The sequence below is a fragment of the Sphingobacterium psychroaquaticum genome (assembly GCF_900177625.1).
GTDB lineage: Bacteria > Bacteroidota > Bacteroidia > Sphingobacteriales > Sphingobacteriaceae > Sphingobacterium > Sphingobacterium psychroaquaticum.
Genome location: NZ_FXAU01000007.1, coordinates 16,893 through 40,200 on the forward strand (window position 1 = coordinate 16,893; position 23,308 = coordinate 40,200).

The 23,308-nt window shown below is 41.4% G+C and carries 22 protein-coding genes; 16 read left to right on the top strand and 6 right to left on the bottom strand.

The window, feature by feature from the left end; all coding sequences use genetic code 11:
• Nucleotides 1-5 precede the first annotated feature (5 nt).
• The gene (gene polA / locus B9Y69_RS15905) at nt 6-2,801 is read right to left on the bottom strand and encodes a DNA polymerase I (protein ID WP_085474197.1); all 2,796 of its coding nucleotides are present in this window, start codon (nt 2,799-2,801) and stop codon (nt 6-8) included.
• 120 nt (nt 2,802-2,921) lie between these two features.
• On the opposite strand from polA, the gene B9Y69_RS15910 reads away from it, so the two are divergent.
• Nucleotides 2,922-3,929: an acyltransferase gene (locus B9Y69_RS15910; protein WP_085473978.1), complete on the top strand. Its 1,008-nt coding sequence runs from the start codon at nt 2,922-2,924 to the stop codon at nt 3,927-3,929.
• Here B9Y69_RS15910 and B9Y69_RS15915 read toward each other — a convergent pair.
• From B9Y69_RS15915 to B9Y69_RS15925, 3 genes are all read right to left on the bottom strand, one after another.
• On the bottom strand, nt 3,919-5,118 hold the full coding sequence (locus B9Y69_RS15915) for an MFS transporter (RefSeq protein WP_085473979.1): 1,200 nt from the start codon (nt 5,116-5,118) through the stop codon (nt 3,919-3,921). The two genes, B9Y69_RS15910 and B9Y69_RS15915, sit on opposite strands and share 11 nt — an antisense overlap.
• An 88-nt stretch (nt 5,119-5,206) precedes the next feature.
• The gene (locus B9Y69_RS15920) at nt 5,207-5,668 is read right to left on the bottom strand and encodes a copper resistance protein NlpE (protein ID WP_085473980.1); all 462 of its coding nucleotides are present in this window, start codon (nt 5,666-5,668) and stop codon (nt 5,207-5,209) included.
• 172 nt (nt 5,669-5,840) lie between these two features.
• Nucleotides 5,841-6,215: a DUF3127 domain-containing protein gene (locus tag B9Y69_RS15925; RefSeq protein ID WP_085473981.1), complete on the bottom strand. Its 375-nt coding sequence runs from the start codon at nt 6,213-6,215 to the stop codon at nt 5,841-5,843.
• Nucleotides 6,216-6,284: 69 nt separating this feature from the next.
• On the opposite strand from B9Y69_RS15925, the gene B9Y69_RS15930 reads away from it, so the two are divergent.
• The 7 genes from B9Y69_RS15930 to B9Y69_RS15960 all read left to right on the top strand — a co-directional run bounded on the left by B9Y69_RS15930 (nt 6,285) and on the right by B9Y69_RS15960 (nt 12,147).
• Nucleotides 6,285-7,445: a THUMP domain-containing class I SAM-dependent RNA methyltransferase gene (locus B9Y69_RS15930; RefSeq protein WP_085474198.1), complete on the top strand. Its 1,161-nt coding sequence runs from the start codon at nt 6,285-6,287 to the stop codon at nt 7,443-7,445.
• A 1-nt stretch (nt 7,446) separates the two neighbouring features.
• Complete coding sequence (locus tag B9Y69_RS15935) at nt 7,447-8,100, top strand: HD domain-containing protein (RefSeq protein WP_085473982.1); 654 nt, start codon at nt 7,447-7,449, stop codon at nt 8,098-8,100.
• A 61-nt stretch (nt 8,101-8,161) separates the two neighbouring features.
• Entirely contained in the window at nt 8,162-8,923 is a 762-nt protein-coding gene (locus B9Y69_RS15940) for a glycerophosphodiester phosphodiesterase family protein (protein ID WP_085473983.1), read from the top strand.
• 4 nt (nt 8,924-8,927) lie between these two features.
• The gene (locus B9Y69_RS15945) at nt 8,928-9,764 is read left to right on the top strand and encodes an endonuclease/exonuclease/phosphatase family protein (RefSeq protein ID WP_085473984.1); all 837 of its coding nucleotides are present in this window, start codon (nt 8,928-8,930) and stop codon (nt 9,762-9,764) included.
• Nucleotides 9,765-9,912: 148 nt separating this feature from the next.
• Nucleotides 9,913-11,169: a peptidase T gene (gene pepT / locus B9Y69_RS15950; RefSeq protein ID WP_085473985.1), complete on the top strand. Its 1,257-nt coding sequence runs from the start codon at nt 9,913-9,915 to the stop codon at nt 11,167-11,169.
• An 82-nt stretch (nt 11,170-11,251) separates the two neighbouring features.
• Entirely contained in the window at nt 11,252-11,575 is a 324-nt protein-coding gene (locus B9Y69_RS15955; RefSeq protein WP_085473986.1) for a carboxypeptidase-like regulatory domain-containing protein, read from the top strand.
• 8 nt (nt 11,576-11,583) lie between these two features.
• Nucleotides 11,584-12,147, top strand: coding sequence for a nitroreductase family protein (locus tag B9Y69_RS15960; RefSeq protein ID WP_085473987.1), 564 nt, complete (start codon nt 11,584-11,586; stop codon nt 12,145-12,147).
• A gap of 41 nt (nt 12,148-12,188) precedes the next feature.
• On the opposite strand, the gene B9Y69_RS15965 is transcribed toward B9Y69_RS15960, so the two are convergent.
• On the bottom strand, nt 12,189-12,830 hold the full coding sequence (locus tag B9Y69_RS15965) for a hypothetical protein (protein ID WP_085473988.1): 642 nt from the start codon (nt 12,828-12,830) through the stop codon (nt 12,189-12,191).
• On the bottom strand, nt 12,820-13,368 hold the full coding sequence (locus B9Y69_RS15970; protein ID WP_085473989.1) for an RNA polymerase sigma factor: 549 nt from the start codon (nt 13,366-13,368) through the stop codon (nt 12,820-12,822). The genes B9Y69_RS15965 and B9Y69_RS15970 overlap by 11 nt, the downstream gene beginning before the upstream one ends.
• Before the next feature lie 171 nt (nt 13,369-13,539).
• On the opposite strand from B9Y69_RS15970, the gene rsgA reads away from it, so the two are divergent.
• The 8 genes from rsgA (at nt 13,540) to B9Y69_RS19230 (ending at nt 23,266) form a co-directional block, all read left to right on the top strand.
• Nucleotides 13,540-14,460: a ribosome small subunit-dependent GTPase A gene (gene rsgA, locus B9Y69_RS15975; RefSeq protein WP_085473990.1), complete on the top strand. Its 921-nt coding sequence runs from the start codon at nt 13,540-13,542 to the stop codon at nt 14,458-14,460.
• A 98-nt stretch (nt 14,461-14,558) separates the two neighbouring features.
• Nucleotides 14,559-16,406, top strand: coding sequence for an AsmA family protein (locus B9Y69_RS15980; RefSeq protein WP_085473991.1), 1,848 nt, complete (start codon nt 14,559-14,561; stop codon nt 16,404-16,406).
• A gap of 46 nt (nt 16,407-16,452) precedes the next feature.
• The gene (locus B9Y69_RS15985) at nt 16,453-18,231 is read left to right on the top strand and encodes a TrkH family potassium uptake protein (protein WP_085473992.1); all 1,779 of its coding nucleotides are present in this window, start codon (nt 16,453-16,455) and stop codon (nt 18,229-18,231) included.
• Nucleotides 18,232-18,234: 3 nt separating this feature from the next.
• Nucleotides 18,235-18,921 carry a potassium channel family protein gene (locus B9Y69_RS15990; protein ID WP_085473993.1) on the top strand — a complete coding sequence of 229 codons (687 nt, stop codon included), beginning with the start codon at nt 18,235-18,237 and terminating at the stop codon, nt 18,919-18,921.
• A 275-nt stretch (nt 18,922-19,196) separates the two neighbouring features.
• Nucleotides 19,197-20,297 (top strand): HlyD family secretion protein, encoded by a 1,101-nt coding sequence (locus B9Y69_RS15995; RefSeq protein ID WP_085473994.1) that lies wholly within the window; start codon nt 19,197-19,199, stop codon nt 20,295-20,297.
• A 4-nt stretch (nt 20,298-20,301) separates the two neighbouring features.
• Nucleotides 20,302-20,628, top strand: coding sequence for a hypothetical protein (locus tag B9Y69_RS16000; protein ID WP_085473995.1), 327 nt, complete (start codon nt 20,302-20,304; stop codon nt 20,626-20,628).
• Nucleotides 20,629-20,799: 171 nt separating this feature from the next.
• The gene (locus B9Y69_RS16005) at nt 20,800-22,965 is read left to right on the top strand and encodes a peptidase domain-containing ABC transporter (RefSeq protein WP_085473996.1); all 2,166 of its coding nucleotides are present in this window, start codon (nt 20,800-20,802) and stop codon (nt 22,963-22,965) included.
• 151 nt (nt 22,966-23,116) lie between these two features.
• Nucleotides 23,117-23,266 (top strand): hypothetical protein, encoded by a 150-nt coding sequence (locus B9Y69_RS19230; protein ID WP_159451872.1) that lies wholly within the window; start codon nt 23,117-23,119, stop codon nt 23,264-23,266.
• Nucleotides 23,267-23,308 lie beyond the last annotated feature (42 nt).

The window sequence follows — 23,308 nt, forward strand, 5'->3', positions numbered from 1 at the left end:
TGTATTTAATGAGCTTCTAACCAATTACTACCTAGTCCTACTTCAACTTCGATGGGTACTTGTAGCTTGATCGCATTCTTCATGCGATCAATGATGATCGTCTTAAAACGGTCCGCTTCCTCTTGTGGAACATCAAAAACAAGTTCATCATGAACCTGCATGATCATTTTCCCTTTTAGGGAGCTATTGATAATATCGTCTTGGATATCGATCATCGCAATTTTTATTAAATCTGCTGCAGAGCCTTGAATGGGCGCATTGATCGCATTTCGTTCCGCAAAGCCACGTACCGTCATATTTGCCGAATTAATGTCTCTTAAATAACGGCGACGCTTTAAAATTGTTTCAACGTAACCCTTCTCCTTAGCCGATTCTATTGTACTTGTCATATACTGACGGATGCCGGTATATTGACTAAAATATTGGTCGATAATATCGGATGCGTCTTTTCTGGAGATTCCTAGGTTCTGTGAAAGACCGAAAGCTGATTGACCGTAGATAATTCCAAAATTCACGGCTTTCGCATTTCGACGTTGGTCAGATGTTACTTCCTCTAGCGGAACACCATAAACACGTGCGGCTGTGGCACGGTGAATATCGTGTCCTGCAGCAAAGGCTTCCAGCATATTTTTATCCTGACTAAGCTCTGCAATTAAACGCAGCTCGATCTGCGAGTAGTCGGCAGATAATAGAACATTTCCGGTAGACCGAGGAATAAACGCTTTTCGCACTTCGCGTCCTTTTTCCGTTCGAATGGGAATGTTCTGTAAGTTCGGATTTGTGGAACTCAACCTTCCTGTGGCTGCGACCGCTTGGTTATAGGATGTATGAATCAGTCCAGTTTCTTTGTTTATTAAACCTGGGAGTGCGTCAACATAGGTCGACTTTAACTTTTGTAACTGACGGAAATCAAGGATATCTTGTACAATGTCAGATTTATTGGCTAAGGCCAAAAGCACATCCTCTCCGGTTTTATATTGGCCCGTTTTTGTTTTCTTTGCTTTCGGGTCTAACTGTAATTTGTCGAAAAGAACTTCCCCCAGTTGTTTCGGTGAAGCAATATTGAATGTAACACCCGTTTTCTCATAGATGGTTTGTTCCAATCGTTTGACGTCCTCTTCTAAGCTTTTGGAGAAGACTTTTAGGGTGTCGACATCGATCTTCACACCATTTCTCTCTATATCAGCCAATACATACACGAGTGGAAATTCGACCTTTTCCGCGAGTTCCAGTGTTTGCGTTTCAATCAGTAAAGGCTTAAATATTTCGTGGAGCTGCCACGTGATATCGGCATCTTCTGCCGCATACTCCGTTACTTTGGTAATTTCAACATCACGCATGGTCAGCTGATTTTTACCGCGTGGTCCAATCAATTCTGTGATGGAGACGGGGGTATATCCTAAGTAGATTTCTGCCAGGACATCCATCCCGTGTCTTGTGTCAGGATCAATGAGGTAATGCGCGATCATGGTGTCGAACAAAGGTCCTTGAACACGCACACCATAGCGCGATAGCAATAGAATATCATATTTAATATTCTGGCCGATTTTCTCTATCGTAGCATTTTCAAGCACAGGCTTAAAGAGAGACACAATGTTTTCAGCTTCTTCACGGTCACTCGGTGTTGGTACATAATATGCTTTGCCCTTTTCCCATGAAAAAGATAAACCGACAATCTCCGCTTCTAGTGCCTCTACAGATGTCGATTCGGTATCGAAACAAAAGCTTTGAAGGGTAGCCAACTTCTCGGCCAGCTTTTGTTGATCTTCGGCCGTGTTTACCAATATATAGTTGTGCGGGGTATTGTTTATGTTTAAGCTTGGAACAACTGGAACGACGGGATCCGGGGAACTGTCGGTTGACGAGGCTGCGCTCGCAAAAAGATCCATCTGGCCCGAGGTAGGTGCGCTTGCACTTTCCACAATGTTAAAGTCATCCCCAAAGACACGTTTGCCCAGTGTTCGAAATTCCAGGTCCGCAAAGAGCGGCTCCAAGCGTTCTCGGTCTGGTTTCTCCAACTCAAGAGCTTTTTCGTCCAATTCAATGGGAACGTCCAACTGGATCGTTGCTAGTTTTTTAGAGATACGACCTTGCTCGGCGTAGTTCTCAACATTTTCTTTGAGCTTGCCTTTAAGCTGGTGTGAATTTTCGATTATACCTTCAACGGAATGATATTCTTGGATTAGTTTTTTTGCCGTTTTCTCACCGATTCCAGGAATACCAGGGATATTGTCAACAGCGTCACCCCAAAGGCCTAAAATATCAATTACTTGCGAAACCTCGGTGATCTCCCATTTTTCTAAGATCTCTGGAACACCAAGCGTTTCGGCGCCGTTACCCATACGCGCCGGTTTGTAAATAAAAATATGATCAGACACCAATTGACCAAAATCCTTGTCAGGGGTCATACAATACACATCAAACCCTTCCTTTTCCGCTTTTTTCGCAAGGGTTCCGATAATGTCATCGGCCTCATACCCGTCCATCGTTATGATAGGAATATTAAATCCTTCAATTAGTCTAAAGATATAAGGGATAGAAGCCGATAGGTCTTCTGGCATTTTTTCGCGATGCGCTTTATATTCCGGGAATTCTAGGTGACGATTCGTTGGTGCGGACGTATCAAAAACGACAGCGATATGTGTGGGCTTTTGTTTGTTTAATAGCTCCAGCAACGTATTGGTAAAACCCATGATCGCCCCAGTGTTTAAACCGTAGGAGGTTAAACGAGGAACTTTACTTAAAGCGAAATAGGCTCTATAGATGAGCGCCATTCCATCAAGGAGAAATAGTTTTTTCACTGACATGTTTTTTTATCGTCCATCACAAAGTTAATAAAATCGGTAAACCCAAGTACCATTAACCCATAATCGGCTTAAAAATTGTTTTCTTTGTTGAGGCATTTCACTATTCATCATTTTATGCAAGAGAACAGATTAGGGTATATTAGCTATTTACGGGTTTTAGCAACCTGTTGTGTGCTTATTATTCATGCTTCCACGGGTTATTTGAATGTTTTCGATCCGAAAGGTTTTGATTGGAACTACGCGAACCTTCTTCATAGCTTTACGCGGTTCAGTGTGCCTTTGTTTGTCATGATCTCAGGAGCGCTTCTTCTGCCGAAACAGGAGGCTCTTTCCTCTTTTTATCAAAAGCGCGTCACGCGGGTTCTCTGGCCCTTCTTGTTCTGGTTGGTTGTTTACCTTGTTTATTATTTTTATCGGTACACAAATTTTGAAGTGCTTCCTTTTTCTCGTGTGCTTGAAGTGTCGTTAGACAAACTCCTGCATGGTTCTAGTGCACATCTGTGGTACCTGTATATGATTATTGGACTTTATCTCACTATTCCGTTCTTGCAGCACCTCGTTCGTGCCCTTGGCGATAAAGAGATGCTTGTTTTCTTGGGGATTTGGTTTTTATCGCTTATTTTTTTGAATAAGCGGCTGGTGACGTATACACCCGATTTTGATTTGACTTTTTTTTCGGGTTATGTCGGCTACCTTATTTTAGGCTATTGGTTGTCGCGGATCTCTCGAAATAGAGGGCTGTGGTTATGGGCACTTGTCTTTGTGGCGTTAGCAGGGATCACCACATGGGGAACATTTTTGTTGAGCCAAAAAGCAGGGCGGTATGACACCTTGCTTTACGGCTATCTTTTTCCGAATAATGCACTCATGGCGGTCTGTGCTTTTTTAATTTTTAAAGAAGGACTAAGCAACAGCACAGTGCCTGGTTGGGTCAAGGTAATCGATAAGTATAGTTTTGGCGTGTATTTAAGTCATATAATTATTCTTAATTATGTGCATCCCAAAATTGACCTGCCAACCCTTTGGAAGGTTCCTTTAGTTACATTCGTGACGCTCTTGTTAAGTCTATTGTTGACGTATCTGATTCGGAAGATTCCTTTTGGGAAGTATGTTAGCGGATAATCTGTTTATGTACGACCCGCTTCGCAAAAAGGAGATGGGCCATTAGCGCCAATACACCAAAAGAAAAGCCGACAAAACACACTCCTTCCCATCCAGCGGCCTCCCAGGCGAGTGCGGCGAAGTATGTTCCCAGAGAACCACCAATAAAGTAACTGACCATATACACCGTATTTAGTCGACTTGTAGCATTCGTAGGTATAGAGAAGTAATCTGCCTGGTTCATAATATGGGAACTTTGTAGACCAAGATCAATCAAGATGACACCCATGATAAGTCCGATGTATGTATACCGGCCAAAGTAGGTGAAGAGCCAACTAACGAGAAGAATAACCAAAGCTGCTTGTATCAGTTGGTTGATAGAAAATCGTTTTTGAAACCGTCCGACAAAAGCCGCAGATAGAGCGCCAACAGCACCAAAGAGACCAAAGCTGCCCACGACGGAAGCGCCAGCAAAAAATGGCGGACCTTCCAAATGAAAAACGAGTGTTGTGAAAAGTGCAGACATGGCGCCGAAGCCCATTGCGCCTCGAAAGGATGCTAACTGTAACCTGGGTTCTGTTTTTGCAAGCTGCCAAACAGATTTCATTAGCGAGCCATAAGAACCAATAAAATTTGGTTGTAAGTTCGGTAAGAAGCGATAAACAATGAACCAGGTAACGATCATTGCGATGGCGGCAATTTCAAACATGGCACGCCAACCAAAGTATTCACCTATAATACCACCGACAAAGCGAGAGAGAAGGATGCCAAGTAACAAACCAGACATGACAATACCAATATTAGCAGCTTTTTTTTCGGGGGTAGACAACTCGGCAGCAATAGGCACAAAAAGTTGCGGTATAACCGAAGTAACACCAATAAAAAAACTGGCAATAAAAAGCATCCAGATTTGTGTAGCAAAAGCCATCATAATTAAGGCTAGCACAACAAAAATCAGGTCAATCAAGATAAGTCTTTTGCGCAAGACCTTGTCTCCGAGTGGGATAATGAATAATAGACCACAAGCATAACCCAACTGTGTTAATACAGAAACCTTACTTACAGCGGCTTCCTGGACGTTGAAATCTTCCGCAATTAATGCCAGTAAAGGCTGGTTATAATAATTGTTGGCAACCACGAGTCCCGAAAGGACGGGCATAAGAAGCAACAAAGGACGGGTGATTGTGGGGTGGCTTGTCTCAATCTGCATGATTTGAAATTTGTACGAAAGTAGTGATAAAGAAAAAGACTCGCAATTAAAGCAAGTCTTTCCTCTTTATAGCGTATAGCCACTATTATTATTTCTTATGTAGCGTATATAGGTCTGCATGTTCACCTGTAATTTCTTTTCCTTCCATATCAAGCTGGATCAGTTTGTTCTCTCCAACTTTGTACTGTGTTTTGTTCTCTTTTCCTTGCAGTTGAATGGTGGATCCGTGATTAATCCACGCAAAGTTCCCTTTTTCTTCGAATTTATTCTTCCGTTCAAGGTACTCGCTTTGGAGTACAAATGTACCGTCATTATTCAGTTGTAAAGAGGTTTTAATACCCGGACAGTCAGCGCAAGGGATCGTCGCCTCATAGGTTCCGGCCCAGTCTAATGAATTTTGAGACGTGTGTACCGTATCCACCGCGGTTGTCGATGAAGTCGTTGTATCTACTGAAGATATACTTTCCGTTGTTTCTACCTTTTGTTGCGAAGGGTTGTTACAGGCCGAGAAGGCCACTGCGGTCAAAGCAAAATAAATAAGTTTTTTCATGGTCCAAAGTTTAAGGATTCCCAGCAATTAATAGACCAAACTCAGGTGGAAGAAATAAATATGATGGAGATGATGTGATTTCGCAGAAATGAATGGGCGAAATTTTTACTTTATGTTGGCCGGTAGTTAAATAAAAAAGGGAGATGCTTTCACATCTCCCTTTATATATGACCTAGAATGGTAAATCGTCGTCGTCAGCACCTGAAGCAGAAATATCAACAGGAGGCATATCAGCATATCCAGGAGCAGGCGCTGCAGCTGCAGTACCAGCAAGCTTGGTAACGCGCCATGCAACCAAAGAGTTAAAGTAAGTGGTTATACCATCTTTGTTTGTCCAAGGTCTTCCACGTAAGTTGAAAGAAACCTCAATGTCTTCACCGACAGAAAGGTTGTCAAATATATTTACGCGATCTTGCGTTGCTTCAAAACGAATATACTCTACGAATTGCGGGTTTTCGGCAAATGCAACGATTAAATCTCTTTTTTTGAAAGATTCAGTAACCTGTTGTGTTGCACCGATTTCGTGTACTTTTCCTCTAATTTCCATATCAATACTATTAAACTGTAAAATTAAGCATTTTTTGCTAAGCAGAATAAGTAACTTTGCAAAAATATGATGGAAGTTTTCAACACCCCGAATAAAGTTATTGTAACCTGCAATAGGCGCTTGTCTCCTTATCTTGAGCAGGAAGTTAGAGATTTAGGCTTTACCCCCGTTCGTGTATTCAATACCGGATTGGAACTGAAAGCATCTGTAAATGAATGCGTTCGATTGAATTTGCACCTGCGTGTCGCAAGTCAGGTTTTGTACGAGATCAAGTCTTTTCGCGCAAGTAATCCAGAGGAACTATATCGTAATTTGGTGGAGATTCCTTGGGAAGAATTGATCCCGTTCGATAGTTATTTTTCGGTCACATCAACCGTACACAACGAAACGATCACCACACCGTTGTTCGCGAATGTTAAAGTGAAAGATGCGGTGGTGGATCGTATAAAAGATAAAAAGGGAATGCGTCCGAACTCAGGGCCAGATTTTCACCGGTGTGTGATACATCTACACTGGATGGAGGATCGGGCCGAGATCTTTTTGGATACATCAGGTGAAACCTTGGCTAAACACGGGTATCGTAAACACCCAGGAAAGGCTCCTATGCTAGAGGCTTTAGCGACATCAACCATTATGGCAACCCAGTGGGATGGAAAAAGCCCTTTCGTGAATCCGATGTGTGGTTCTGGAACCTTAGCGATTGAAGCAGCTTTGATTGCACAGAAGCGTATGCCAGGACTTCAGCGGATGAACTATTCTTTTATGCACTTTATAGGTTATGATGAAGAGGTGTTTTTTGAGGAACGGAGAAAACTAAAAGATGTAACCGATAAAAATAATCTACCCAAAATTATTGCTTCCGATATTTCGGAGGAAGCGATAGAAATCGCAAAGATGAATGCTAGAACCGCAGGGGTAGAGCATGTTATTGAATTTGAGGTGTGCGATTTTGCGAAGACAACAGTACCAGAAGGTGCCGGGGTAATTATGTTCAATCCAGAGTATGGCGAACGTCTGGGGGTACATAGCAAGCTCGAGGAAACCTACAAGCGAGTGGGAGATTTCTTGAAGCAAGAGTGTAAAGGATACCGCGGATATGTATTTACGGGAAATCCGGATCTGGCGAAGAAAATAGGCTTGCGTGCATCACGTAGATTTGAATTTTTTAACGGAAAATTAGATTGTCGTTTATTGCAATACGAACTATACGACGGTTCTAAAGAAAAATAACATGTCGGAGTCAGAGATTATCGAAAAAACGGCGCTCTTTGTTCAAGACCAATTAAAAGGTGCAGAGTCGGGCCATGATTGGTGGCATATCCAACGGGTGTGGAAGAATACGAAGCTGATTTTGGAATCAGAAACTGCCGACATTTTGGTGTGCGAGCTGACAGCTTTGCTGCATGATATTGCAGATAGTAAATTTCATGGAGGCGATGAAACCATAGGTCCACGTATTGCAGGCGACTTTCTGCGGACTTTGCCTATGGAGGAAGCCAGGATTCAACATGTTCAAGATATTATTCTTAATATGTCTTACAAGGCATCCCTTGGAACGGTATTATTCCATTCCAAGGAACTTGAAATAGTTCAAGATGCAGATCGATTGGACGCGATTGGTGCCATAGGTATCGCACGTGCGTTTACATATGGCGGATTCAAGAACAGAGAAATTTATAACCCCAATATTCCATTTCAGGAGAACCAAAGTAAAGAAGAATATAAAAATACCACCGCTCCGACAATCAATCATTTTTATGAAAAGCTGCTTCTGCTTAAGGATAAAATGAATACGGATACCGGGAAAAAGATTGCGGCAGGAAGGCACCAATATATGGAGGCCTTTTTGCAACAATTTTATGGGGAATGGAACGGAGAGTGCTAACTTAATACTGCCTTAATTTGAAATCGCTATATTCGTCTTACTAAATCTAAGAAATATACCGATGAAAAAAACAACCCTGTTATTAACAGTGCTTTCTGCCATGAGCATCACCGCTTTTGCGCAAACCAATATGATTGCCCACCGTGGAGCGTGGAAGAACACACATGCGCCACAAAACTCTTTACAGGCGTTAAACGATGCCGTAAAACAGAACGCTTGGGGATCTGAATTTGATGTGCACCTGACCAAGGATGATGTACTTGTTGTCAACCACGACAACGATTATTACGGAATTGATATTGCGACAGCTACATACGACGAACTTTTGGCGAAGAAACATCCAAATGGAGAGTCGATCCCCACAGCGGAGGCTTATCTAAAAGAAGGGCTTAAGCAAAAGGGAACCAAATTGATTTATGAGTTGAAAACAAATAAATTAGGTAAAGAGCGGACACTGAAAGCGGCCGAACTCTCGGTTGCATTGGTTCATAAACTAAAAGCCGAAAAGCAAGTGGAATATATCGCATTTAGTTATGATGCGTGTTTAAAAATAAAAGAGAAAAATAAGAAGGCAAAAGTTCATTATTTAACAGGAGATAAGTCGCCTCAACAGTTAAAGGAGGTTGGTCTAGATGGTTTAGATTATCATTTTGCGGTTTATAAGAAAAATCCAAATTGGATTCAAGAAGCAAAAAGTCTAAAGCTCAAAACTAATGTTTGGACCGTCAATACGGAAGCTGATATGAATTATTTCATCAACGAAAAGGTTGATTATATTACCACCGATGAGCCAGAGTTGCTAAATAAGATTTTGAAAAAATAATAGAATGAAAAAGATTGCTTTGTGGGGCGTATTATTGTTCTTCTGTATGGGAACGGCGCTGGGACAGGAGATGAATGTTGCTTCCTATAATATTAGATTAAAGACAACCGCTGATGTCGGTAACCTGTGGGACGACCGTAAGGATGCGTTAACTGACCTGATAAAATATCATGAATTTGAAATTTTTGGTGTACAAGAGGCTTTCATAGAACAGCTTCAAGATATGGAGGTGCGGTTGCCGAATTTCGGCTATGTGGGAGTCGGGCGCGATGATGGCGCACAAAAGGGAGAACATTCAGCTGTTTTTTACAATAAAAAGCGATTTACTGTTATCAAAAGTGGTACGTTCTGGTTGTCTGCAACGGATACAGAAAAACCAAATAAAGGCTGGGATGCTGCTTTACCTCGGGTTTGTACCTGGGGTGTTTTTAAGGACAAGAAAAGCGGCAAACAGTTTATTTTTATGAACACCCACTTTGATCATATCGGAAAAGAGGCGAGAAGAGAAAGTGCTAAGTTAATTATGATGAAAGCAAAAGAGCTGGCCAAAGGTCTTCCCTTGATCTTAACGGGCGATTTTAATGTAAATGAAAATGATGAAGCATATTTCACACTGGCAAATTCGGGCTTTGTGCAAGACGTTTATACCTTGTCTCCGCTTGTTTATGCACCCAATTCTTCTTTTAATGGATGGGGAAAAAGCCTGAAAAAAGCAGAGCGGATTGATCATATTTTTATAACAAAACCATTCAAAGTATTGAAATACGGAATTCTTACAGATACCTACATGAGTAAGTTCCCATCGGATCATTTTCCTGTGGCGGTAACGCTAAGATGGTAACTGTTGGTTAATTCTAGCGTCGAAAAGCACCCTTTTCGATTTTATCTATTACCTTTGTTGTTCGATAATAAAGGGAAAACAGGGCGTCTGAATATCCTTTAGATGCCCTGTTTTTTTAGAACATATCGACATACTAAAATAATACCCAATGAGTTTAATAAATTCGATCAAAGACTTTACTGTGGCGGAACGCTTTATGCGTTACGTGCAGGTAGATACCGAATCTGACCCATCATCAACAAGTTTTCCGTCGACGGAAAAACAAAAAGACCTAAGTCGGCTTTTAGTTCAAGAATTGTTGGATATGGGCGTTAGTGATGCGCACCTAGATGAGCACGGCTATGTCTATGCCACAATACCAAGTAATACTGAAAAGGACGTTCCTGTTATTTGTTTCTGTTCACATGTAGATACCTCTCCTGATTGTTCGGGAAATGGGGTTAAACCACTGGTGCATGCGAATTATCAAGGACAGGACATCATACTCCCGGACGATAATTCTGTTGTTATTCGTTTTGCAGAACATCCCGATTTAAAAAATCAAATTGGTCATGATGTTATCACGGCAAGTGGTACCACCCTGCTAGGGGCTGATGATAAAGCGGGCGTAGCAGAGATTATGGATGCCGCACGCCTCTTAATGAGCAACCCAGAAATTAAGCACGGTGAGATTAAGATTCTATTTACACCAGACGAAGAAATTGGTCAGGGCGTAAATCACGTCGATCTGAAAAAACTGGGTGCTGATTTTGGTTACACAATGGATGGAGAGAAGGCAGGGACAATTGAGGACGAGACCTTCTCGGCAGATGCTGTACGAATTAAGATCCAAGGGATTTCTGTGCATCCAGGTTTTGCTAAAGGAAAGATGCAGAGTGCATTAAAAGTTGCGGCCCAAATTGTGTCTAGCTTACCAAAGGATAGGCTATCACCAGAGACGACAGCTAAAAAGGAGGGTTTTGTGCACCCGAATGGTATCAGCGGAGGTGTGGATATGGCGGAACTAGATTTTATCGTTCGTGACCACAATACATCGAATCTTGAAGCGCATGAGCTAGAATTACGTACGATTGTAGATGAGGTTGTTAAACAGTTCCCTGGCGTAACCTATACGTTTACTGTGCAAGAGCAGTATCGCAATATGAAGGAAGTTTTAGATCAGCACCCTGAAATTATGGATGTGGGACTAGAAGCGATAAAAAGAGTAGGCTTAACACCGGAGCGAAGAAGTATTCGTGGTGGTACCGACGGTTCGCGTCTTTCATTTATGGGGCTACCTTGTCCGAATGTTTTTGCGGGCGGCCATGCTTTTCATGGGAAGATGGAGTGGGTAAGTCGTCAAGATATGGAAAAAGCGGTCCTCACAATTCTACACATTGTGAATGTTTGGGAAGAACGGGGTTAGTATAATGTTTGTAAACAAAGAACTACATTTTGTTCCCTCAAAATGATTAGTTTTGTTTGTAAGAAATTATTAATCAATAGATATGAAAAAGTTAGTTAGTTTAATTGCGTTTTGTTTTTGCAGTGTACTCCTTTTTGCACAAGGAAATGTGGATGTAAAAGGTAAAGTAACAGACGAAAACGGTAAAGCGATTGCCAATGTAGAAGTTGTGGTAAAAAACACAACACAAACGGTAAAGACAAATGACCAGGGAGAATATACCGTATCGCTTCCAGAAGGAAAGTATGTGTTCAAATTTACAAGACTTTCTTACGGAACAAAAACGGTGCTCGCACAAGTTGTTTCAAATACCGAGTTGGATGTCGCTTTAGAGAAAATTCACAACTCGAAAACATCACGCCGATAACACAATATATGTCAAACGAAGTATTAAAAGCAATTCAGTACAGAAGAACGGTAAACCAGAACAGTTTTACCGATAAAGAGATAACAAAAGAAGATATCCTTACAATTTTGGAAGCGGCCAATGCCGCGCCAACCCACAAACGTACGCAGCCGTGGCGCTTTGTTGTGTTCCAAAAAGAAGGTTTAGTCAGACTTGGAGCAGAATTGAGTCGCATCTATAAAGCAGTGACTCCTGCAGAGAAGTACACCGAGGCTACCGAACAAAACATGGGAAAGAAAGCGACACAATCTAATGTGGCTATTGCAATCGTGGTTAACTACACGGGCGAGCTTCCCGAGTGGGAGGAACTTGCAGCAACAGCGTGTGCCGTACAAAACTTGTGGTTGGCAGCACATTCTATTGGTTTGGGGGGCTACTGGGCGACACCGGGACTAATCAATCATTTAGGAGGTTTCTTGAATTTAGAAGAAAATCAAAAATGTATTGGGCTTTTTTACCTTGGACACCACGAGAGTGAACCACGCGAGCCGGCTCGCTCTCCTATCGCAGATAAAATTCGCTGGGAGCTATAAGAATAAAAAAAGCGCATGTTAAAATTTAACATGCGCTTTTTTTATTCTGGAAATATAATTTTTATACGACCCGCACTGCCGGTCCACTTAGGACCTTTGGCAAACAGCTCTTTAACTTCTTTCGAAATCGGATGATCGTTATCAACATCCGTCTGTATATCGTATGCCGTTCCTGAAGAGTTAACTTTAAAGGAAACAATTAACTCTTTTGTAGGATTGTTACCAGAGTAGTTCGTTGATAAGTAGTTGTCAAAAGACTCCCATCCATCAATTGGCTGTGCATTAAAACCAACAACAGGTTTACTTACCACTTTTTGTAACGCGCTATCCATCAGTTCCACTTCTGTGATGTTGGACTGATCTCTATTGGGAAAATAACGTATCAGAAGAAGTGTGGAAACAGCTATAAACAGAACAGCAGCGACCAAACCGATTGCTAATCGCTGCCAGTTAAAGTAATGTCGATCCTTCAAAAAGGCATGTGCAGCAACACGCTTTTCCAAGCGTTGCTGTAGGAGACTTAGAGAACGAGCATCCACGCCTTTTTGCAGTCGGTAACCATCAATAGCGTCCTGAAGAAAAGGATCTTGCAACGCTTCCTGTTCGAGGGCGTGCATGTCATCTCCGCTCATCAAGCCATTCACATAATTGTGTATTCGAGATAGTTGATAATTATTTTCCATTTTTCTTCTGCTCCATGCAAATTTTTAAATTTCGCTTACCATTCTGGATATAGCTCTTTACTTGATTATAGTCAAAGCCCGTCGTCTCCATGATCTCTTTATAGCACTTTTGTTCCAGATAAAATAACCGTAAACAGGTTTCTTGACCGGGCTGTAGTTGTTGCAGACAGATGCTCATCGCGTCAAAATCGGCTTCTACCCACTTGTGATCCCCGTCATCACGGAGCTTTTGCTCACTCTCAAACAAATGTTCTTCAATATCGACAAAGCTTGTACCCTTTCCTTTGCGCAACTGCATCAGGCAGTAGTTTTTCGCATACACGTATAGCCAACTTTTAAAATTGTCTACCTCGTGTTGACGCAATTTTTGAATGAGCTCTTCAAATATTTGCATAACAGCGTCTTGTGATTTTTCCTTGTCTTGCAAATACTTGAAACAGACCCCGTAGAGTAACGACATATAAGGCGTATACAGCTTTCCCAAGACGGCGAGATCCCCCGTTTGTTTATAGTGTAAAAGCAACTCCTTTTCGTTCATCAGCGGTCTACTTTGTATTGTGATGCTTGAAGATACAAAATTCCATAAAGGATTGTTAAAATTATGTAGTATGCCCCCTTTTTTATTATCTTTCCTTAGAATCGAGGCTTTAACTTTTTTTTCCGATTTTTGTAGTACGATGGATATATATCAAGCACAAATTCTATAGATATGCGGGGGTTGGTTACTAAGTCAACTGGTAGTTGGTATCAGGTATTGGCCGATGAAGGAGAACGGGTAGAGTGTCGTATTAAAGGAAAATTCAGAACAAAGGGAATAAAGACAACGAATCCAATTGCTGTGGGGGACTGGGTGGTGTTTGAGATGGAGCCCGGACAGGAGACGGGGGTCATCACGCATTTGGAGCCTCGAAAAAATTATATTATACGGAAATCGGTCAATCTTTCTAAGCAGACGCAGATTATTGGAGCGAATCTAGATCAAGCAATATTGGTTGTAACTTTGGCCTCCCCGTCGACGTCTCTCGGTTTTATCGATCGGTTCCTTGTAACGGCAGAAGCTTATAGTATCCCTGCGATTTTGGTTTTCAATAAATTAGATCTCTTTTCTGAGGAGGGATTAGAAATTCTACAAGAATATAAAGCTATATATGAAAATATCGGTTACGCATGTTATGAAGTTTCCGCACAGGAAGGGACAAATATGGAGGTTCTTCGGGCAATTTTGAAAGATAAAATTACACTGGTATCAGGCCATTCTGGGGTGGGGAAATCAACACTAATCAATGCTATTGAGCCTTCGGTCCAACTGAAAACAGGTGAAATATCAGATTGGTCAGATAAAGGGAAACATACAACAACATTCGCCGAAATGATTGACCTTTCTTTTGGAGGAAAACTGATCGACACACCAGGAATTAGAGAGCTTGGCGTCGTAGACATCGAAAAGGAAGAGCTATCTCATTTTTTTCCAGAAATGCGTGCGCGTTTAAACACATGCCGGTTTAACAACTGCCAGCATATAAGTGAACCCGGATGTATGGTTTTAGAGGCGGTGGAGTTGGGCGAAATAGAGCCATCTCGATACGATAGTTATTTAAGTATTTATAATAAACAAGATAGTAGAGGGTAACACACACACTAAAAAGTGTAGGTGCCTAAAAGAAGAGGTTTTGCAAACATAAGGGAAGGATACTTGTTTATTGTAAAAGGATAAAAAACAAGCGGCTTATGAAGAATATTTGGAAGTGGATTCTTGGCGTTATTGTACTACTTTTTATAGGGGTTCTTTGTGGCGGCTGGTATCTATCCCGAAATTGGAAACCGCTAGCAGAAGAGAAGTTAGCTGCGTTTGTAAAGGAAGCAAGTAAAGGACTTTATACCGTGCGGTATGATGCGCTTGATATTAATCCGACTATAGGTAATATCTCTTTCAAAAACCTAAAGCTCAAAGCTGATACTGCAGTCTATCGATTGCTGGAAGGGCAGCAAAAAGCGAGTAATAATATGTTCGATATCGAGATGAAATCGTTATATATTAAACGCTTTTCACTGTGGGACCTGATCCGAAACAGGAAACTTTCCATTAGCTCCATTGAATTGGAAGATGTGGTGCTTCATCTCACGAATAAGTATCACCAATACAACGATACCATCCCAAATACGGCAAAAAAGGACTTCGGAGAGAGTCTTAAAAAAGTGCTGTCGCAAGTTTCGGTCAATCGGATGGCCGTGGATAAAATTTCTGTTCGATATACAACACTTTCAGAGCAAGGAAAAAAAATAAGCGAGATTAAACATCATGATATCGCGATTCAAGTGGGCGATTTTTTACTTGATAGCGTATCGGCTCTAGATACGACAAGGCTCTTCTATACGCGTAAAATAGTTGTGGCTATCCCCGCATTTAGCCACCGTTTTTCTAACAATCCGTATAAAGGTAGCTTCGAAAAACTAGTCCTAAATACGGAGGAAAAATCAGTTGTGCTGACTAAGGGACGCTATGAACCGACAGTGACACCTGCGGCTTATTATCGTATGAAAGGGGAGAATAAAGCATTAACGTATTTGCGCGTAGATAGTTTAAGGTTGGATGATTTTGATTTTCATCGTCTTTTAGACGAACGCGCATTGGTATCTAAGAAGGTGTTGCTACGGAAGGGGTATGCTAAATTCTATGGAGATAAACGCTTTCCCAAAAAACCAGAAAATCAGATCGGTCAGGCTCCGCATCAAAAAATTATGAGATTACCGGTGAAGCTTATCTTGGATACGGTCGTCGTGCAGCATATGGATGTGGTATATACCGAGATGGGAGATCGCTATCAGCGAGAGGGAACAATCGATTTTATTAGTTCAAGTGGTCACTTGACTAATGTTACAAATGATACATTAACGCTACAGAAGCATCCCTATATGCGAGCCGATCTGAAAACTAAGGTTATGAATAGTGGAGCTCTGCATGTGATATTTAGTTTTGATATGTTGAGCCGAGCTGGAGCTTACAGCTATAAAGGAGAGGTTGGTCGCATGCAGGCGCCACCTTTTAATCGAATTCTTCACCCTTTGCTCAACTTTGATATTGCGACTGGAAATATTAAACGAATTAGCTTTAATATGCAAGGAACCGATCGCAAAACAACGGGTACCTTTTATTTTGACTACGACCAGATGAAGGTTCGATTACCTGATATCCCGCGGAAAAACGGGAAGAAGACATCGGGAAAGATTGTTTCTTGGGTTGTGAATCAGCTGCTGATCAACGATAGTAATCCGGATGCCAATGAGGTCTATCACGTCGGTAAAGTTGATTATGTTCGTGTCGCAGACCATACGTTCTTTAAAAATATCTGGAAGAGTCTGCTTGAGGGTATAAAGCAAACAGCGGGAATTAGCAAAGAACGAGAAGATAAGCTTTTAGGGCAAGCAGAATCAACGGTAAAAGCGGTTGCTGAGACTAAAAAAATTATGGAAGGAACGAAAAAAGTATTGGGAGAGACAAAGAAGGTGGGGCAGAAGACAGGAACATTTTTCAAAGGGTTGTTCAAGAAGAAACCTAAAGAAGCAGAGGAGGAATAACCGTGGGCATGGTGTATGTCGTCCGATTATTTTAAGTTTGTAGCTAATGGAACGTTTTATTGAATTATTACGGTATTTAGTAAAGTATAAAAACAACCGCATAGATCAGATGATGTTCTATCTTAGCCTGTTTTGTATCTGCGTTGTTATTATACATATTGGATATACAACAGATGCTGAAGTCGCTGCGGTAACGGAACGAACGATCTTAGTGATGTTCTACAGTCTGTTTGCCTTAACCTCATTACGTACCTTGGCGACCTTTTTTGTGGAGCGGAAGCTTAGTATTTCTCAAATATCAGGGTTGATACTAATTGCTTATTTTATGTTGATTGCTGTTGCTAGACTTCGCCCAGAGGCTTATTTTGCGAAGCAGGAATGGGTGTATCTTGGAATTGCGATCTTATTTCTGTCTGAATTATCTCGAAATAGTCTTTTCTTTGATAATTTCTACTTCAACCCTACGATCTTGTTTGTTATCAGTTTCATTGCATTGATTTTGCTTGGAACGGTACTGCTTATGTTACCGAGAACAACGATTGTAACGCCCTTAAATTTTATTGACGCCTTGTTTATGGCAACCAGCGCGGTGTGTATTACGGGGTTGTCGGTCACGGATATCTCAACGAATTTCTCCACTTTCGGGCAAGCTGTGGTTATGATTCTTATACAGGTCGGTGGATTGGGGATTATGACATTTACCGGTTTTTTTGGCTACTTTTTCTCGGGCGGATTTTCGTACAAAAACCAACTTATGTTTGGTGAAATTCTTGGCGAGAATAAACTCAATGATGTAATCTCTACCTTACTGACTATTATCTTTATAACACTTCTTTTCGAGTTTATCGGTGGCGTCATGATTTTTTCTTCCTTGGATACAGAGCAGTTTGATTCCTTGGGGGATCGGATCTTCTTCTCGGCTTTTCATGCCATATCTGCGTTCTGTAATGCCGGCTTTTCGATTCTTCCTGATGGAATAAACAATATAGGCTATCGCTTTAATTATGCCTTTCAGCTTTGTTTGTCTAGTCTTTTTATTTTGGGTGGGTTAGGTTTTGGAACAGTATATAATTTTTATACGTTTGCCCGACACAAAATAAAGGGGCTTGTCAGGCGCCTCATTTTACGGAAACCGCATGCACATAAGCCACAGGTTTTTACATTCAATTCTCGATTTGTATTGCTATGCAATGCTATTGTGGTGGCTGTGGCGACTATAGCTTATTTTCTATTGGAACGCGGGAGCACATTGGGCGATGATAGTACGATAGCTGGAGAGTGGGTGACATCCTTTTTTATGGCAAATTCTTCGCGATCAGCGGGCTTCAATAGTGTGGATGTTAATTTCGTAACCGCACCGACGCTTATTATGATTGTTTTGCTCATGTGGATCGGTTCTTCCCCAGGTTCGACAGGAGGCGGGGTAAAGGTAACCACTGTTGCTGTTGCCTTGCTGAACATCTTCTCCTTAGCGCGAGGCAAAGAATCTATTGAAATTCATAAACGACGCATCGCAGCAGAGTCTGTAAATAAGGCTTTTGCCATTATTTTACTTTCGGTTCTGGCTATCGGAGTAAGTTTTATTTTGCTGAATTTTACGGATGATGAAAAGCCTATGAAAAGTCTATTGTTTGAAGTGGTTTCCGCCTATACAACGTGCGGTTTAAGTCTAGGCGTTACGCCCTCTTTATCACCTTTAGGTAAGGTTATTGTTATTTCGACGATGTTTGTGGGTCGCGTGGGAATGTTAACCCTGCTGGTGGCTTTTATTAAGAATACACGGAACAAGAGTTATATTTATCCAACAGAGAAAATATTATTTTAGCGTATGAAGTATATCATATTAGGGCTGGGCCATTTTGGGAAATCACTTGCGGTACATCTGACAGAGCTGGGCCATGAAGTTATTGCCGTAGATAAGAATTTGACTATCGTCGAGCAACTAAAAGATAAGATTACCTATACGGTGTGTATGGATACCACGGATCGCGAAGCGGTAACATCCTTGCCTTTGAGTGACTGCGATGCGGCAATTGTCGCTATTGGCGAAGATGAAGGGGCATCCTTACTGACGACCGCGTTACTAAAGCAGCTGAACGTGAAACGTATAATTGGACGAGTAGTGTCTGATTTACAAAAAACGGTGCTTCAAGCGATGCAGATTGAGGAGCATGTGATGCCAGAAGAGGAGGCTGCTGAACGATTAGCGATGCGACTGGACAATGTGGATATTGTGGATTCTTTTAAGGTATCTGATCGTTATTCGATCATTGAAACGCGGGTGCCCAGTAAGTATATTGGGATGACACTTCGCGAAGCGGATTTGACAAATCGATATAAAATTATTGTACTCACCACGGTGAAGTCCTTTGAACAGCAGGTAAAAGGCAAGCTGATTCAGCGGAAGGAAGCGTCGGGAATTGCGGGGTCAGAGACGGTGCTTGAGGAAGGTGACCTTTTGGTGCTTTTTGGCGAGCTCGCCGATATCAAGAAGTTGATCCAGAAGGTGGAATAGGTTTATCGAGAGAATTAACTGTTTCGTCGAGGTTTAATGCTTGCTTGACGAATTTGTTGGTGAAAATCAGTTGATTATCTGTATTATTGTGTCTATTGGAGCATTTGCTCTTGGACGGGAGGTGCGGTGTTGGCTTAAATTACGTAGCATTATTTATTAGTAAATCTTTCGGAAAACCAAGGCGCTCTCCATACGTCGAACCGAAAGACTTCTGTATCGCAGTCTATTCAGCATCATGTTTTTCGGTTTGTAATACCATATACAAATACGAAAATATGAGGAGAAAAACCACCGTTATCTATAATGCCATTATTCTTGCTATTGCAATATTATTAGCGTCTCTTCCATTAGTAGAGGTTCCTATATCTGTTTCTGCTCGTGGAACAATTCGGGCAAGTCAGGAGGATGTTCCTTTAGTTTCGCTAGTTGGAGGCCGTGTTGTGCAATCGGGATTGCAGACCACGAATCAACTTGTGAAGGAAGGGGATACTTTGTTGGTTTTAACAGCAGAGGGGTTAGAAAATAGAATAACCCATCAGAGTCGATTAAGAAACGATTATGACGATCAACTGCATGACCTTCGTCAGCTTGTAACGGTTACTACCCCAAAACTGAAAACAGGGATTTATCAAGAAGAGTGGGCTGCGCTACAACAGAAAGTCGCAGAGCTAAAGACAAAAGTAGATTTGGCTCAGCGGGAGCTAGATAGAAATACGATTTTGCAGGAAAGGGCGGTTATCTCGGTTGCAGAGCATGAGAAAACCGTATTTCGGTTTGCGGAACTAAAAGACCAAATCAATAGCTTGCGTACACAACAATTCGCAATGTGGCAAGTGAAAAAGCAGGAACTTGAGCAAAAGAAGATAGCCTTGCTGTCTGATTTGCAGGCCGGTGTACTTGAAAAGGAAAATCTTGTTGTCAAGGCTCCTTCGGCAGGTCGGGTTACAAACATGAAGGGTATTTATCCAGGAAACTATGTGGTGCAAGGACAGCACCTTGGGGATATCTCCCCGGAAGAATCGTTAATCGCAGAATGTATGGTGCCTCCTTCCGCAATTGGATTTATAAAAGTCGGCCAGTTGGTTAAACTTCAGGTCGATGCATATAATTACAATCAGTGGGGACTGGCAAGTGGTTTGGTAGTGGATATTGACAATAATGTAGTTCTTAACCAACAGACGGGAGAGGTGTTTTTTAGGGTTCGGTGCGTATTGGATGATAATACTTTGAGCTTGAAAAATGGCTATCAAGCAACGATCGGAAAGGGAAGTACCTATACGGCTCGTTTTTATTTATTGGATCGTACACTGTGGCAGCTTTTGTTCGACCGGTTGGACGATTGGTTTAATCCTGCATTACAGGAAAAAGGAGAATAAAGGAATGAAAGTTTTTATCTATATCGAACGTATAAATTGGCTAGACGAGCTGATACAACAGCGGCGAACGGGCACGCCCAAAGAGTTGGCCCGTAGGTTTGGCATTTCATGCTCGCGGTTGTATCGGATAATAGACTATATGAAAGGAATGGGAGCGCCAATTGCGTATGACAGAAAACTGAGGACGTACTACTATACATCGTTGTATTCGATCCAAATCAAGATTGAAGTGCAAGAACTGAATGATGCAGAATCCGAGAAAATTTTAGGAGGGAGTTGTTTTTTGAGTAAAGGACGTTCACTGCTTTTTTTGTGTGCTGAACGAAAGTAGTTTAGCAATACCACATCAACAGAAGTGAAGGAGGGATAAAACAATGAAAACGTTACATATTCTATACAGCATAATTGTTTTTATAAATCTTATTCAATTTGCTTTAGTAGTAAAAAAGAGATGTAAGAGAAGGAAAACGACCTAGAGGCTTGTGGTTAATGAAAAGATGAAATGAAAAAACAGATCCGGATTAAGCAACATGACATCCGTGACTGCGGAGCAGCGTGTCTCGCTTCCGTTGCTTCTCATTATGGCCTAGATATTCCAATTGCCAAAATTCGACAATATTGTCATACGGATACTAGAGGTACAAATGTATTAGGTTTGGTAAAGGGGCTGGAGGCAATAGGTTTTAATGCAAAAGGCGTAAAAGGTGGTTTAGACGCTATTCCCCAGATACCTTTGCCAGCGATAGCTCATGTTATTATCAAAGAAGTTTTACATCATTATGTCGTGATTTATAAGGTGCATAAGGATGCGCTAACGGTTATGGATCCTGGAACAGGCAAGATGGAAAAGTATGCTTTTGATGTTTTTCAGAAGATATGGAGTGGAGTACTCGTCTTATTGGAACCAAACGAGTATTTCGAAAAGGGGAATGAAGTCACTAGTCCTTATGCACGGTTTTGGCAATTGATTAAACCTCATCGGTCTGTTGCGCTTCAAGCGCTCGTTGGAGCAATTGTATATACTGTTTTGGGACTTTCCACCTCGATTTATATGCAAAAGGTGACCGACTACGTCTTGATCGATGGTAATTTAAGGTTGCTCAACCTATTGTCTATTGGAATGATTGTGATTTTGCTATTTCAATTGTTTATCGGGACGGTAAAAAGTGTACTTGTTCTGCAAACGGGGCAGCGTATCGATAAGCATCTTATTTTTGGTTATTACAAACACTTGTTAACACTACCTCAGCAGTTTTTTGATACTATGCGTGTTGGAGAGATCTTATCGCGAGTTAATGATGCGGTTAAGATTCGAACATTTATTAATGATGCTGCAATACAGATCGTAGTGAATGTTTTTATTGTGATTTTCTCTTTTGCTTTAATGTTTACTTATTACTGGAAGTTAGCGCTTGTGGTTGCCCTAGTAATACCTTTTTATATGGGTGTTTATTGGTTGAGCAATCGCTTAAACAAAAAAGTGGAAAGACGGTTGATGGAAGAAAGTGCAGAGCTAGAGTCTCATTTGGTGGAATCGCTGAATGCGGTGCGAACAATCAAACAGTTTGGTATCGAACCTTATGCGAATAATAAGACTGACAATAGATTTACGACGGTGTTAAAATCTATTTATACTTCTGTTCTTAACGCGTTATTTTCTGGAACTTCATCCGAATTCCTGTCGCGGATATTTACCATTGTACTGATTTGGGCGGGATCCAGATATGTTATTGAACGTATTATAACCCCGGGAGAATTACTGTCGTTCTATGCGCTTATCGGATATTTTACAGCGCCGGTATCGCAGCTTATCGGAATGAATAAGACAGTTCAAAATGCCCTTATTGCTGCCGACCGTCTTTTCGAGATTATGGATCTCGATCGGGAGGAAACGACAGATAAACTGGATTTAGGGAGAGAACAGGTGGGAGATATCGTATTTACTGATGTCTCCTTTAGTTACGGCTCTCGCGCAGATGTGTTTGTCGGTTTAAATTGCCACTTTGAAAAAGGAAAAACAACGGCCATTGTTGGCGAAAGTGGATCTGGAAAAAGTACAATTGCGGCTTTGATCCAAAATCTATATCCCCTAAAGGAAGGTCAAGTGTTGATTGGCGACTATGACATAGAGTATATTTCAAATCAATCATTGCGTTGCCTGATTTCTGTTGTTCCGCAAAGTATTGATCTCTTTTCGGAAAATGTAATTGATAACATCGCTCTAGGAGAGGACTTTCCTGATATACAACGTATCGTGGATCTTACCCGAGCGCTCGGAATTCTGCCTTTTGTTGAGAAGCTCCCCAATGGCTTTCAAACCTATCTTGGTGAAAACGGAGCTCTTTTATCGGGCGGGCAAAAACAGCGGATAGCGATTGCACGAGCGTTATATAGATTGCCTGAAATCTTAATTCTTGATGAGGCAACGTCTGCATTGGATACCGAATCAGAATTGGTAATTCAAAAAGCGCTTTCGGAACTTAGGCAAAAGGGTAAAACATTAATTGTAATTGCACACCGATTAAGTACCGTCGCAAATGCGGACAGAATTATTGTACTTAAGAATGGGCAGATGATAGAGGAAGGCACGCACAACGAATTGTTAAAGAGAGATAGCTCCGAATATCAGGAGATGTGGAAGAGGCAAGCTCGCCAGCTCGAGGATTAATATGTGAAAATGAAAATAAGCATATAAAAACAGTTTACTGCTTTTTTTGTGTGCTGAACGATAGTAGTTTAGCAATAGTTGATCAACAGAAGTGAAGGTGGAATCCGAAAAACCGGAATAGAGTAGGAGTTGAATTTAAAAAATAGTAGTTATGAAAAAAATTAATGTTTCGAATATTGACCTTAAAGGGTTGGACGTTAGAGAAATGAGTGATGTCAATGGCGGAGGCTTTGGTCCTTTTGGCTTTGGGTTTAGAGTTTTCATGAAGCCTGCCTTTCTCGTTTCAGAGCATTGGGCATAAGTGTGTATTAAGAAGAGATAAAGCAATGAAAACGCTACATAT

What these genes read in the sequence shown, in the direction of transcription:
- rsgA (WP_085473990.1), top strand. Translation starts at nt 13,540, where the DNA reads ATGCGGGGGTTGGTTACTAAGTCAACTGGTAGTTGGTATCAGGTATTG.
- B9Y69_RS15960 (WP_085473987.1), top strand. Translation starts at nt 11,584, where the DNA reads ATGTCAAACGAAGTATTAAAAGCAATTCAGTACAGAAGAACGGTAAAC.
- B9Y69_RS15920 (WP_085473980.1), bottom strand. Translation starts at nt 5,668, where the DNA reads ATGAAAAAACTTATTTATTTTGCTTTGACCGCAGTGGCCTTCTCGGCC.
- B9Y69_RS15940 (WP_085473983.1), top strand. Translation starts at nt 8,162, where the DNA reads ATGAAAAAAACAACCCTGTTATTAACAGTGCTTTCTGCCATGAGCATC.
- B9Y69_RS15910 (WP_085473978.1), top strand. Translation starts at nt 2,922, where the DNA reads ATGCAAGAGAACAGATTAGGGTATATTAGCTATTTACGGGTTTTAGCA.
- B9Y69_RS15990 (WP_085473993.1), top strand. Translation starts at nt 18,235, where the DNA reads ATGAAGTATATCATATTAGGGCTGGGCCATTTTGGGAAATCACTTGCG.
- B9Y69_RS16005 (WP_085473996.1), top strand. Translation starts at nt 20,800, where the DNA reads ATGAAAAAACAGATCCGGATTAAGCAACATGACATCCGTGACTGCGGA.
- B9Y69_RS16000 (WP_085473995.1), top strand. Translation starts at nt 20,302, where the DNA reads ATGAAAGTTTTTATCTATATCGAACGTATAAATTGGCTAGACGAGCTG.
- B9Y69_RS15965 (WP_085473988.1), bottom strand. Translation starts at nt 12,830, where the DNA reads ATGGAAAATAATTATCAACTATCTCGAATACACAATTATGTGAATGGC.
- B9Y69_RS15925 (WP_085473981.1), bottom strand. Translation starts at nt 6,215, where the DNA reads ATGGAAATTAGAGGAAAAGTACACGAAATCGGTGCAACACAACAGGTT.
- B9Y69_RS15985 (WP_085473992.1), top strand. Translation starts at nt 16,453, where the DNA reads ATGGAACGTTTTATTGAATTATTACGGTATTTAGTAAAGTATAAAAAC.
- B9Y69_RS15915 (WP_085473979.1), bottom strand. Translation starts at nt 5,118, where the DNA reads ATGCAGATTGAGACAAGCCACCCCACAATCACCCGTCCTTTGTTGCTT.
- B9Y69_RS15970 (WP_085473989.1), bottom strand. Translation starts at nt 13,368, where the DNA reads ATGAACGAAAAGGAGTTGCTTTTACACTATAAACAAACGGGGGATCTC.
- B9Y69_RS15935 (WP_085473982.1), top strand. Translation starts at nt 7,447, where the DNA reads ATGTCGGAGTCAGAGATTATCGAAAAAACGGCGCTCTTTGTTCAAGAC.
- B9Y69_RS15945 (WP_085473984.1), top strand. Translation starts at nt 8,928, where the DNA reads ATGAAAAAGATTGCTTTGTGGGGCGTATTATTGTTCTTCTGTATGGGA.
- B9Y69_RS15930 (WP_085474198.1), top strand. Translation starts at nt 6,285, where the DNA reads ATGGAAGTTTTCAACACCCCGAATAAAGTTATTGTAACCTGCAATAGG.
- B9Y69_RS15955 (WP_085473986.1), top strand. Translation starts at nt 11,252, where the DNA reads ATGAAAAAGTTAGTTAGTTTAATTGCGTTTTGTTTTTGCAGTGTACTC.
- B9Y69_RS15980 (WP_085473991.1), top strand. Translation starts at nt 14,559, where the DNA reads ATGAAGAATATTTGGAAGTGGATTCTTGGCGTTATTGTACTACTTTTT.
- B9Y69_RS15995 (WP_085473994.1), top strand. Translation starts at nt 19,197, where the DNA reads ATGAGGAGAAAAACCACCGTTATCTATAATGCCATTATTCTTGCTATT.
- pepT (WP_085473985.1), top strand. Translation starts at nt 9,913, where the DNA reads ATGAGTTTAATAAATTCGATCAAAGACTTTACTGTGGCGGAACGCTTT.
- B9Y69_RS19230 (WP_159451872.1), top strand. Translation starts at nt 23,117, where the DNA reads ATGAAAAAAATTAATGTTTCGAATATTGACCTTAAAGGGTTGGACGTT.